Origin of the sequence: Shewanella sp. Arc9-LZ (assembly GCF_010092445.1) — a bacterium.
Lineage (GTDB): Bacteria > Pseudomonadota > Gammaproteobacteria > Enterobacterales > Shewanellaceae > Shewanella.
In genome coordinates this window covers 1,802,437-1,816,131 of the sequence record NZ_CP048031.1, presented here as the reverse complement: position 1 = coordinate 1,816,131, position 13,695 = coordinate 1,802,437, and the positions used below count along the sequence as shown (strand labels likewise).

At 39.6% G+C, this 13,695-nt stretch carries 7 protein-coding genes; 4 read left to right on the top strand and 3 right to left on the bottom strand.

Annotated features, from left to right (window positions below):
* Positions 1-117 precede the first annotated feature (117 nt).
* Positions 118-2,502: a carbohydrate binding family 9 domain-containing protein gene (locus tag GUY17_RS07745; protein ID WP_254439916.1), complete on the top strand. Its 2,385-nt coding sequence runs from the start codon at positions 118-120 to the stop codon at positions 2,500-2,502.
* 113 nt (positions 2,503-2,615) lie between these two features.
* On the opposite strand, the gene GUY17_RS07740 is transcribed toward GUY17_RS07745, so the two are convergent.
* Positions 2,616-3,842, bottom strand: a complete 1,227-nt coding sequence (locus GUY17_RS07740) for a response regulator (protein ID WP_174839635.1) — start codon at positions 3,840-3,842, stop codon at positions 2,616-2,618.
* Between the two features lie 37 nt (positions 3,843-3,879).
* Positions 3,880-5,001: a beta-ketoacyl-ACP synthase III gene (locus GUY17_RS07735; RefSeq protein WP_162022786.1), complete on the bottom strand. Its 1,122-nt coding sequence runs from the start codon at positions 4,999-5,001 to the stop codon at positions 3,880-3,882.
* A 385-nt stretch (positions 5,002-5,386) separates the two neighbouring features.
* Between GUY17_RS07735 and cysK the strand changes: the two genes are divergently transcribed.
* Positions 5,387-6,352 (top strand): cysteine synthase A, encoded by a 966-nt coding sequence (gene cysK, locus GUY17_RS07730; RefSeq protein WP_101088056.1) that lies wholly within the window; start codon positions 5,387-5,389, stop codon positions 6,350-6,352.
* 314 nt (positions 6,353-6,666) lie between these two features.
* Positions 6,667-7,560 carry a LysR substrate-binding domain-containing protein gene (locus GUY17_RS07725; protein ID WP_162022785.1) on the top strand — a complete coding sequence of 298 codons (894 nt, stop codon included), beginning with the start codon at positions 6,667-6,669 and terminating at the stop codon, positions 7,558-7,560.
* 66 nt (positions 7,561-7,626) lie between these two features.
* Here the strand turns inward: GUY17_RS07725 and focA are convergent, their stop codons facing one another.
* The gene (gene focA, locus GUY17_RS07720; protein ID WP_162022784.1) at positions 7,627-9,303 is read right to left on the bottom strand and encodes a formate transporter FocA; all 1,677 of its coding nucleotides are present in this window, start codon (positions 9,301-9,303) and stop codon (positions 7,627-7,629) included.
* Positions 9,304-10,800: 1,497 nt separating this feature from the next.
* Here focA and GUY17_RS07715 point away from each other — a divergent pair.
* A complete protein-coding gene (locus tag GUY17_RS07715; RefSeq protein ID WP_101088049.1) occupies positions 10,801-13,674 on the top strand; it encodes a TonB-dependent receptor in 2,874 nt (957 codons plus the stop codon).
* Positions 13,675-13,695: the final 21 nt, after the last annotated feature.

The following is a 13,695-nucleotide window of genomic DNA, read 5'->3' as shown; positions in this document are numbered from 1 at the left end:
TTCAGTAACAATTTAGTGATGATTTTAGTACAAGTCGGACCTACGTTTTAAGGACTTTTTTGCGACAATAAGACAAATAACAAAAAATAAAAAAGAGTAAAAGTGATCAACGACTTAATGCCAACTAGCAGCTTAACCCCAATCAACCGATTAACCCGCACCTGTGACGTTATATTCACGTTAGCATTGGTAATATTAAGCAGTTTATTATCTTTTGCTGCGTTTGCGGGGTCGAGCCAGCAATTTCATCTCGACATCCCGACCATCAATGAAGATATTGAGCTTGATGGCGACTTTAACGAGCCTGCATGGCAACATGCTACCGAGGTAATACTGCGTTATGAAACCTCTCCTGGAGAGAATACCGCTGCACCAGTGACAACCACAGCTAAAGTCTATGCGTCGAACACCAGCCTATATTTTGCGTTTACTGCCCACGATCCTAATCCGGACAATATTAGGGCAAATCTACGTGATCGAGACAAATCCTGGGGCGATGACATGGTGGGTATTAAACTGGATACCTTCAATAATGCTCGTTTAGCCTACCAATTTTTTATTAACCCTTATGGCGTCCAAAGTGATTCCATAGAAAATGAACTCACAGGCCAAGAAAGTGATGCGTGGGACGGGATTTGGTATAGCAAAGGTAAACTGACCAAAAACGGTTTCCAAGTTGAGGTACAACTCCCCTTAAGACTGTTTAATTTTGATGACAGTAATCCAATTCAAACTTGGGGCATTGAGCTTATTCGCTTTTATCCTCGCAATGAAACCCATCGCTTATCCACTCATAAAATCGACCGTAACGTGTCATGTCAGTTATGCCAATTAGGTATCGCATCGGGTTTAGCCGGCGCAACTCAGGGTAAAGACTTACAACTCACGCCCTCTATTGTGGCAAATCAAAGCCAGCAACGAGACGTGACACAAGCCCAACCTTGGAGCGATGACAGTAATGTCGATGTTGGATTAGATTTACGTTGGGGGATCACACCGACTACCTTACTTAACGCCACCATTAACCCAGACTTCTCTCAAGTGGAAGCCGATGCGGGTCAGCTAGATGTTAACAACACATTTGCACTCTTCTTTCCTGAAAAGCGCGCCTTTTTCTTAGATAACAAAGATTACTTTGATACCCAATTAGATTTGCTACACACCCGCAATATTAGCTCGCCAGATTATGGTTTAAAATTGACCAGCAAAACCGACAACCATACTGTTGCAATATTGGCGGCTAATGACACTCAAACCCAGTTTTTAGTCCCTGGCAATTTAAGTTCTGATGTGGCGATATTAGATCAGCAAAGTCATAACATGGCGGCTCGTTATCGATTTGACCCCAGCAGAGAGTTTTCAATCGGTGGCCTAGTGACCTTAAAACAAGCGGATGATTATCATAACTATGTTGCCAGTGTTGATATAAAGTACCAACCGACGAAACAAGATACTTTTACCGCACAATATGCGCATTCACAAACAGCTTATCCGGACGATTTATTCACTAACTTTTGCAATACGGATGATTGTTTACAACCATCTGAACGATGCGAATTTGGTGATTGTAATATTAACGAACGCGTTTTACGCACCCATAAAGACGATAATTTTAACGACAACATGTACGCGGTTAGTTATCAACATGAACGCCGTAATTGGTATGCCAGTACTCACTACGAATCTACAGGTGATGATTTCCGTGCCGATCTTGGCTTTATCGACAAAATTGATGTCGCAAAATTTGTCGCTGGCGGTGGCTACATTTGGTATCCAGATAATCATTTCTTCAGCAAAATCAACCTCGGCGGCGATTGGGACATTACTCATAATCAAAACAACGAACGACTCGAGCAAGAAACAGAAATGTATATCGAGTTTGACGGCGGACTTCAAAGTTTTATCGCCACAGGGATAGTGCAACGACAACGAGTGGGCAGACGCCACAACCCGAGCATTATTGATATAGAGAATAACACTAGTGAATTTAATGAAACCTTAGGTTGGTTTTACACCAACTTCACTCCTATTGGATCGCTGAAATTAGAACTAGATGTGAACTATGGCGATGACATTGATTTCGCTAATGACAGGCCTGCAACTATCACTATGTTGAATCCGGGTATCGAATGGAAATTAACGGAATCATTAGTGCTTGATATATCACACCGCTACCAGACATTAGACGTCGATGATGGTCGTTTATTTACCGCTAATCTCAGTGATATGCGCCTCAATTGGCAGCTGACGCTAAACAGTTTTATCCGCTTAAGCAGTGTGTATACTCGCATAGAGCGCGACCCTGACTTATATCGTTACCAACGTCCAAATACACTGTATCAAGATATGGGTAATGAATTGCTCTATGGCTATAAACTTAATCCCCAAAGCGTGTTTTATCTGGGTTATTCAGACGCATTTATTGCTAATGATGACATCGACTCGTTAACCCAAGACGAAAAAACCTATTTCATGAAACTCAGTTACGCTTGGCTGCTTTAGGCATAACCAATAGGTTTACAATTAACCTTGTCGGGACAGCCATAGAGGCAAAAAAGCCGTTGATACTCAAGTATCAACGGCCTTATATTAGCTAACTCATCAGATGAAGTAACTTACTGAGAAACAACTTTATTGCGACCTGCATTTTTAGCTTTATACAGCAACTCATCGGCACGTTGCAGTGCATGGTCTAATGTTTCATTACTCAAGGTAGACACGCCGCAACTAAATGAAACAGACAAATCCCCTGCCGAGGTCATTATCGGGTTGCTTTCACATTGTTCCCGAAATTTATTCACTAGTAGGCTAGCTTTAATGGCATCTAAACCTTTAAAAGCAACAACAAATTCTTCTCCACCAAAACGCGCTACAGTAAAGTTAGCTCCAAAGGCGTTTTCTAAGCGTTGCACAAATTCAATTAACACTTCATCGCCGACATCATGGCCATAGGTATCATTGATTTTTTTAAAAAAATCAATGTCTAATAGTGCCACTGATAGCAGTTTCTGTTCCGAATCATTTTGTTGGTATTGACCAAAAAAATAACGCCGAGTGTAGGCTTTAGTTAAATAATCACGATTGGCTTTACGCCACAAATTACGCATCATATCGAGTGAATCAAGGGTGTTAAGCACTCGACAATGAAACTCTTCATGCACAAACGGTTTTTGTAAAAAATCATTAGCGCCGTTTTTAATAAACTTTGCCGACAAACTTTCATCATTGTCATTAGACAAACCAATGATAGCGATATCTTCACGGTTAAACTGCTCACGTACCCGCAAAACAAGTTCAACACCATCAACCTTTGGCATGTTGTAATCAGTAATAAGCAACTGAATATCAGGCTGCGCCTCTAATACGGCTAATGCTTCTTCACCGTCATTGGCTTCGATAACCTTGAACAAATGCTGTTCAAGCAGCATTTTTACAAACTTACGACTCACCAGCGAATCATCTGCAACCAATACTTTAACGTCTTGATTGCGATAAAGTCTGTCAATTAACTTGACCACATATTGATAACTGTGACGTTTATCTTTTGGGATATAGTCAACGATGCTGAGTTTCAAGATTTCTCGACGTTGAGCAGCGTCTAGATTACTAGTCAGTACGATACAAGGAGTCGAATACGATGCCACTAACTTGACAATATCGCCGTCAGAAGCATCGGGTAAATTTAAATCTGCAACCACTACAAAATATTGATTTTTTTCTAAAAAAACCAATGCACTCGACATATCAGGTGCGATATCCACATGGTATCCAAGATCCTGAACAATCATGTGTTTTAATATTTTCGATACCGTGGTGCTATCTTCTACAATCAACACTCGCAATATGGTCACCTTTATTATTGTCTCGTACTCGAGCTATCTAACACTTTTCAAGTACGATACTACCGATAGAGTAGCCTGCACCAAATGAGCACAACAAGCCTAAATCACCTGTTTTAAAATCGTGGTTAAATTTATGAAAAGCAATAACCGATCCCGCAGAAGCGGTATTGGCATACTCATCTAATACAATAGGCGCTTGAGTTGGTTCAACATTATCACCAAGAAGCTTCTTCACTACAAACAAATTCATGTTTATATTGGCTTGATGAAGCCATAAGCGCTTAAATTCTTCAGGCTTTATTTGTTCATCGGTAAATTGTGCGTCCAAATGCTGGTAAATCATCGGCAGTAGTTCTTTAAACACTTTACGGCCTTGCTGATGAAACAACTTATCTGCCGTGGTTGCATTTTCAGGGTCGCAGCGATTAACAAAGCCAAAGTTACTGCGAATATTACTAGAATATTCGGTTACACAGCGCGTAGACAACACGTTAAAGGCAAGTTTTGATGTAGATAACTCTTCGCGTTCAACCACGACTGCAGTAGCAACATCACCAAAAATAAAATGGCTATCGCGATCGCGAAAGTTGATTTGCGGCGAGGTTAACTCAGGATTAATGACCAACACTCTATTAGCTGTGCCGCCACGAATAGCGTTAACGGCATTCACAATTGCAAACGTAGCCGATGAACATGCCACTAACATGTCATAGGCAAAGCCCTTGGTGCCAATAGCTTGTTGGATTTCAATGGCAATAGCTGGGTAAGCTCGTTGGGTATAAGCACACGCCACAATAACCAAATCGATATCTTCAGCCGTTAAGTTTGCTTGTTGTAATGCTTGGTTCGCAGCTTCAATACCCATCTCGGCTTGCATAGACAAAGACTCAGAAGGTCTATCTGCAATTAATGGCATCATAATATTGGTATCAAGAATACCGTCTTTTACCATGACATAACGGCTTTTAATCCCAGAGGCTTTTTCGATAAACTCACTTGACGAATATGCCAACGCTAGCGTGGTCCCGGCCTCAATTTCGGCCGAATGCTGTTGATTAAACTGGTCAACATAACTATTGTAGCTATTAACTAATTCGTCGTTAGAGACACTGTAAGGTGGTGTATATAAACCACTGCCTGAAATCACAACTTTATTCATTTTACTCTACCATTTTTAGTGAATGAGTTAGCGAAAGTTCATTGAGCGCCAAATACATCGATATGGATCACTGAAGGTTTTAACATCGCTTATCGACGACCTTACTGATCAATTGCGTGGCACGACAGAGAAACATTTTGCTGATTAACGCTATTCTAGTATTTTATGATTTAATCTCGTCATACTAAATTAAATTTGTTTGATGGTCAGACCATTGAGTGATGACAATTGACTCCAAAAGCCTAATATAGCAGCATCTATAGGGTTTTTAGAATAAAAATAAACCCCTTAATAACTAAAAAGCATAAAGAAGAACAAACTTTCACTTCTAAATCCTGCTGAGCAGATTATGATTAGACGATGCAACCATAGGAGCAAATAATCCATGAGCAAAATTTTCGAAGATAATTCATATACTTTAGGCAACACACCGTTAGTTCGTTTAAACCGCGTTAGCAACGGTAAGGTGTTAGCAAAAATAGAAGCACGTAACCCAAGCTTTAGTGTTAAGTGTCGTATTGGCGCCAACATGATTTGGGATGCTGAAAAGAAAGGTATACTCACCAAAGATATCGAGTTAATTGAACCTACATCAGGTAACACCGGTATTGCACTTGCTTATGTTGCTGCAGCACGTGGTTATAAATTAACCTTAACCATGCCAAATACCATGAGCTTAGAGCGTCGTAAGCTACTGAAAGCATTAGGTGCAAACTTAGTGCTCACAGAAGGCGCTAAAGGTATGAAGGGTGCCATTGATAAGGCTGAAGAAATTCGCCAATCTGCGCCTGAAAAATACCTAGTGCTTGGCCAATTTGATAATCCTGCTAACCCTGAAATACACGAAAAAACCACTGGTCCAGAAATCTGGAATGATACCGATGGTGAAGTTGATGTATTTGTGGCCGGTGTTGGTACTGGCGGAACCTTAACAGGTGTAAGCCGTTATTTAAAAGCGCAAGGCAAAACCATTACCTCTGTTGCTGTTGAACCAGTTGATTCTCCGGTTATTGCGCAAGCATTAGCAGGCCAGCCAATTCAGCCTGGTCCACACAAAATCCAAGGTATTGGCGCAGGTTTCATCCCAGGCAACCTAGATTTATCTATTATTGACCGCGTTGAAGCGGTAACCAACGAAGAGTCTATTGAAATGGCTCGTCGTTTAATGAAAGAAGAAGGTATCTTAGTCGGTATTTCTTCTGGTGCCGCGGTTGTGGCTGCAAATCGTATTGCTGCATTACCAGAGTTTGCTGATAAAACTATCGTGGTAATATTGCCTTCAGCTGCTGAACGTTATTTATCAACGGCGTTATTTGCTGGTGAGTTTAGCGATAGCGAAAACGTACAGTAATAGATTGCTTGAATAGACTCTACATTTGTCTATTATAAAAACCAGCTTCGGCTGGTTTTTTGTTTCATCTCCATAATAAAGCCTAAACGTTGCTCAACTAAAAAGCATCATGCTCATCGCATATATTGCTAACTCCTTGTCTAATTTCGATAAATATTTATTTATTTGTACTAAAAACTAAACCTCAGTTGCAAAGTTGATATAAGTCGCTTGCCTATGCAACAGCCTTCCGTTTTACTTATTGAAGTAAACACTAGTAAACATCAATTTTATTGATACTTAAATGATTCATAAAACGGAGCTATTACGCTGATATGAAATACTCGCTTAAACAAATTACCGTTTTTGATGCTGTGGCCAGTCTTGAAAGTGTTAGCGCAGCTGCCAGAAAGCTATCGATGACCCAATCAGCTGTGAGTATGTCACTTTCTCAGCTAGAGAATTTACTAGACCGTCCGCTGTTTATTAGACAAGGCAACCGACTAACCCTAAGCCATTGGGGCAATTGGTTAAGGCCCAAAGCACGCCAATTACTTCAAGATGCACAACAAATTCAATTTGGCTTACACGAACAACACATAATTAGTGGTCAATTTAAGTTATGTTCGAGCCAAACTGCAGCAGAATATTTATTGCCAAACTTAATCAGCAAAATTGATAATGATTTTCCAGAATTAAGGATTGATCTTGAGGTTGAAAACACCGAACACGTTGTTGAAGGATTAATTAACTACGACTATGACCTTGGTATTATTGAGGGGCGTAACGACGATAGCCGCTTACATCAAGAAAAGTGGATTGATGATCATCTTGTGGTAGTTGCCGCGCCGCACCACCCTTATGCCAATGCTGAAAAAATTAGTTTAGCGCAATTGGAACAAGCAAAATGGGTGCTTAGAGAGCAAGGTGCTGGTACCAGACGCATTTTTGAAGGAGCTATCCACGGTGTGCTTGAAAAACTCAATGTGTGGAAAGAATACGAACATGTACTGCTGTTAAAGGCATTGGTCAGAAATGGGTCTTACTTAAGCTGCCTGCCCCATATTACCGTAGAGCAAGATGTTGCTGAAGGTAAGCTGGTTATTATTGATACACCACAGCTTAACCTACAGCGTCAATTGTCTTTTGTATGGCGCAATGATGCGGGTGATAATCCGCTTCGTGATTGCGTCCTAAATGAAGCAAGACGCATGAGTAAAACGCTTTAATGGTATTTGATAACGCCTTTACTTAACCATTAGATGGCTTGTGAAAGGCGTTATCGATTGAGTTGACTATCCCATCACCGAACAAATTTTAGTAGCTATCTGTTCTCGAGTAATAACTCCAAGCAATATTCCCTCATTTACAACAGGAAAACTACTCGGTTTATTCGCAGAAGCATGTCTTAAACGTTCTTCATAACTCATAAAGCGGCTACCGGTATACATTCCGCTAGCGGTAACAGGAAACAACTTCTCTCTGTCGACAACCATTAACTCAACAAGATCGGCAATTTTATCGTTGCCAGATACGGTCATCACTTGCGTCTGCATTAAATCAGCAACATGACTGTTAATGTGTTTGTTATATTCTTCTGACCATAAGCATCTTAATAAATCTTGTTGAGATACAAATCCTAATAAGCGATTTTGTTTGTCAACAACTGGTGCTCCTCGTTCTTGCGCAGCAGTGAGTTGCATCAGTCCTTCATGAATAGAGAGTTCTGGTGATAATGTAAAAGGTGTCGCTTGCATTAATTCACTGACAGTAAGATTAATAATTGATTTAGGCATAGCAGTTCTCCCATTCGTTTTTAGCGAAGGTGTAAGGTTAGATTCATGGTGAATTTGGGTTAATACTGAATGTGATTTGGAAAAATCTGTGGTCGATTGACTGACCATTGGTCGACTTGATATTGGTACGTTAGGTATTGGCTTATCTGAATTAGGCTGGTTAGAAGCTGACTTATTTGACATAGCCTGATTTGAAATAGCCTGGTTTGACATATGCGCGTCAATCGCCGGAATACATTCAGCTAATGCCAACGTGGCTAACGCCATAGGCGCTGTATGATTAGCATTAGAGTGCTTTAATCGTTCGATCATTAAATAAGCAAGACCGACAAATAACGCACCGCCGACGATGTTGCCTAACGTGACAGGAATAAGATTATTAAACAGAAAATGCATTATTGTGATATCAGCAAACTGGCTTGCGGGTACACCAATAGCGTTAAAGAAATCCGCCGATGCAAATTGTTGCAACATGATCCCCAGCGGCACCATAAACAAGTTAGCGATACTGTGTTCAAAACCACTGCTGACAAACATGGCAACGGGTAGCATCAGTAAGAAGGCTTTGGTTAGTACGTCTTTACTGGAAAACGTCATCCAGACACCTAGGCACACCAAAACATTACATAATATGCCCAAAATAAATGCTTGGCTCCAATCATGATGTATTTTGTGTTGCGCAATATTTAATGCATTCAAGCCCCATTGACCATCATTGAGCAGGTGCATTTTAGCCCCTAAAATCAACAACAACATCAACATAGCGCCAATGAAATTGCCAACATAGACCCGAGTCCAACACATCAATAAATCTCTAGTAGTAACCCGTTTTTGAGCCCATGCAACACTGCTTAAGACTGTGCTGGTAAAAAGTTCCCCCCCACAAATAACCACTAAAATTAACCCTAAGCTAAACGCTAAACCGCCAATAAAGCGCACTTGCCCCCAAGGACCAATTGTTCCGGTCGTTACCGTAATATAAAAAACAAAAGCCAACGCAATAAAAGCACCGGCAAAAATAGCTAAACCGAATGACTCAAGGTGCGACTTAATGACTTTAGATTGCCCGTATTGTTCAGCTTGCTGGCACATGTTGATAACTGCACTATTCGCAGCGTCTTGTGTGTAAGCACTCTGTATCGGCACTGTTGAAGTTTTTGTTGTTAAAGCAGTCATAAACTACATTCCAAATAAACTAATGGTTATTCTTTGGCTGCAGCATAAATATTGTAGGAACAGTGAGACATGTATTATCACTCTACTATTCATGGCGGCCTTCTTGTCGAAACATAAGACTACCTTTGAAATAATCAGAATAAAATTTGATAATAATGATGGCAACAATCAATAATATTGATTCACAATTCGTAATACCAACATCTGAAAAAATAGAATGATACCGATGGTAAAGTTGATGGAAGAGTTAATGGAAGAGTTGATGGATTGATCACTGATACTGGTATTGGTATTGGTATTGGGACTGATACTGATATTGATGTGAATGTAGATGTCAGCACTGATGTGCAGTAACGGTTATTCGTAGTTATCTCGCGATGCAATGTAAACCATTATGTTTGCGGCTGTTGAGTCTGTTAAATCAGTATCGTGTCAGCTTTTATACACTTAATCCGCAGTTACCCCAAAGTAATGTCGCAGGTTCATCGTTGTAATCTTAGACCTAACTATTATTGACTGAGCTAAAACGGTAACCCGTGCAAAGTCTATCTATACTGCTCACCGTTAATGAAGAGCAAGATATCATAATGGGTATTTACTCTGTTTCCGCTATTACAATAGATAATCATATGCCTACACTTGCCAATAAAAAACGGCAGTAGCCATAATTTATGTCGCAGCGTTCTATCTACATGAGGCTTTATCATCGATGTTATTTGCTGATTTATTTTGTGATTATAAAAACCTACGGTAGTGAATTAGGATTTTATTAGCCATTACAAATGATGGATAGTGTTCAATATTAATGGTGCTTGTGGATAGTACTTATGGATAGTACTTATGAATAGCGCTTATTGATAAAGTATCTGCAATGTTTCTTACTAGTCTTTTTTGTTTATAAAAAACTCATCTATGACAATCATCTATGACAATCAACATCATGCTAAACATAATAACGAAGCGCATAAAAAATCACTTAAAAATCATTAATATTCAAATAATGAATAATAATCTATTATCAACGAAGGTCAAAACCTAGATTTTTTTACGTAAAAACCACATTAATTAAACTCATGAAAAAAAGTTATAATATGTTAAATCGGTAATTTACCTAAAAAAAACGCTAGGTTATAATTTTTCATATAAAAATTAAAAATAATTTATGAACATTTTTTTAACAAATTAAATTTCGGCAGCCACAAATAACACAACAAACCAATATATTAAAAACCATTTATTAACAACGTAAGCTACTTGAAATAACATTGTAATCTTGATACTTACATTATTACAACTTATTGGCGCTTGTGATATCAAATTGTTAATCAAAATGAGCTTAATTGTATATACCCAGCTAATTACCAACCTGATGGCCTGATATTGTTTTTTTATTTAGGTGTGCTTATATCGATAGCTGTGTAACTTTGTTTCATTTTTATATTAAAAATGATCTGAATGATTACACCATAATAAAAAAACATTTTAGGGAGTTAAAATATGCAAGTTAATTCGCATTTAGCCAAAGCTATTCGCTTTGCGCTAATCAGTGGTGTCGCTGTTTCTGCAGCAACCACATTCAATACCTTTGCAGCAGAAGATCAAGCTAATCCAGCATCAACTGTTGAAAGAATATCGGTAACAGGCTCACGTATTATTCGTGAAGGTGCTGTTGCACCAACGCCGGTTACAGTAATTACTGGCGACGAGTTATTATCAACTGGTGTAACAAATATTGGTGAAGCGCTAAACCAATTACCTGCACTAGGTAACACCTACTCACTTGCCAACTCAGGCCGCTTTATTGGTACTTCGGGTCTTAACTTGCTCGATTTAAGAAGCATGGGTACAGCCAGAACACTCGTGTTAGTGGACGGTAAACGCCATGTATCAAGTTCTGCAGGTACTTCTTCAGTCGACGTCAATACCATTCCAAGTGTATGGATCGATAGAGTAGAAGTGATTACCGGCGGTGCATCTGCAATTTACGGTGCTGATGCGGTAACCGGTGTTGTAAACTTCATTTTAAAGAAAGATATTAATGGCTTAGATGTATCAGCAACCAAAGGTTGGGCTGACGATAGTGGCCACAATAAAGACCGTTTCTCATTATCTTATGGTTCTGATTTTGCACAAGGTGATGGTAATGTTGCCTTTGCGGTTGAATACAGCGCTCAAGAGCAATTAAGAGCATTTGATCGCGATCAGACTTCAACTGCTTTTTCGAGCCTAGCAAATAAAAACCGCACTGAAGATAACAATGACCCATCAGATCCAGACAAAATATGGACTCCTAACGCCGGTCACTACACGATTAGTAATGCCGGTACCTTCAATTTAGATGGTTGGAAAAGCTTTAATCCTGATGGCTCATTAAGCGATGTTTATAGCGGTCAAAATGTTGATGGTATTCGTTGTGCAAATTGTGATGTCACTAACTTAAACCAGTTTGTCGAATTACAACCAGAATTCGAACGTTACAATATTAACTTTAAAGCAAACTACCAGCTTAACGATAATCATAACGTTTATTTTGAAGCTAAATACGTTAACAGCCAATCAACAGATGAAGGCCAACCGGCATTTTTCTTTGGTAACCCGGTCAACGATATCAAAATTGATAATGCTTTTATCAATCCTGAGCTGGTTGCTTTAATGAAAGCAAACAAAGATAGCGACGGTAATTCAGCGCCATTAGATACACTTAATATTCGTCGTTTTATGACGGACTTGGGTGCGCGTATTGAAGATGATACTCGCGAAACTCAACGTTATGTTATCGGTCTTGAAGGTATAGTATTCCAAGATTGGGATTACGATGCCTATGCTATTTATGGTCAAACTGATTTAGAGCGCGTTAATAAAAATAACTTAATCTATGACAATTACACCAACGCCCTTGATTCTGTATTAGAAAACGGGATTGCAGTATGTCGTGATCAGTCAGCTAGAGATGCAGGCTGTGTGCCAGTCAACATTTTTGGTTTTGGCGCGCCAAGTCAAGATGCTATTAACTATATTAATACCGCTTCAACTGGTACATCGATTATTAAGCAAACCGTATTAGGTGGCTCACTAACTAACTCTAGTTTATTTGAATTACCTGCCGGTTATGCAGGCTTCTCTACTGGTGTTGAATACCGTAAAGAAGAAAGTGAGATATTTGAACCTTCAAATGCAGCAGGTACTTTCTTCAATGCATTGGGCGAAGATAAAGGCGATTTTGATGTAAGCGAAATTTTTGCTGAAATCACGCTTCCTTTGCTAGCCGATTTACCAATGGTACGTCAGCTAGACTTAGATCTTGCAATACGTTTTGCTGATTACAGCACCATTGGTAATGCAACAACATGGAAAACGGGCTTAAGCTGGGAAGTTGATGATCAGATCCGCGTTCGTACTACATACTCAGAAGCTATTCGTGCACCTAACATCAGTGAGCTTTATGGTGCTGCAAGCCAAACATTCTTCTCTGTAGATGACTCTTGTCGTGCTAAAAACTTAAATGATCTAGCTGATCCAACTCAACGCCAGGCTAACTGTGCGGCGCTAGGGATCCCTGCTGGTTTTGACGCTGATTACGACGATAAAACCCTTGAAGGATTAAGTGGTGGTAATCGCGAGCTAAAAGCAGAAGAATCGAAAAGTTTCACGTTAGGAATTGTTTATCAACCTGATTTTATTGATGGATTATCGATCACTACCGATTATTGGAATATCGAGATCGAAAATGCAATCAGTGCTGTTGGCGCCCAAGATATTATCGACCGTTGTGTTGATTCTCCATCTGGTGTGAATAACGAATACTGTAGTTTGATTACTCGTGATTCAACTAGCCACGAAATTACTCAAATTAGACAGTTCTCGTTAAACATTGCATCTCTTGAAGCTGCTGGTATCGACTTTGATATTGGTTATAACTTTGAAGCCTTTAGTGGTGATGTACGCACTAACCTTATTGCGACTCGTCTATTAAAACGTAAAGACTTTTCATTCCAGGATGAACCAGATACGTTTGAAGAACTTGCAGGCACGGCAGGCTATGCTGAATGGCAAGCAAACTGGAGCCTAAGTTACTCAATCGATAGCTGGGATGTTAGCTGGAGAACGCGCTATGTTGAGGGTGTAAGCCTTTATACTGATAAGGAATTAGCCTTAAACGCGAATCCTAATAGCAACATGGAATTTGACGATTACTTTATCAACGACATGGCAGTTGCATACAACTTCGATTCAGGTATTCGTTTGAAGTTTGGTATCGATAACGTGTTTAACCGTGAATTACCATACGGTTATACAGGTACTGATACTACAAGCTCAGCTTATGACAACGTAGGTCGCTTCTTCCATACTACAGCCTCTTATAAGTTCTAAACTATTCGTTATAAGCGATAG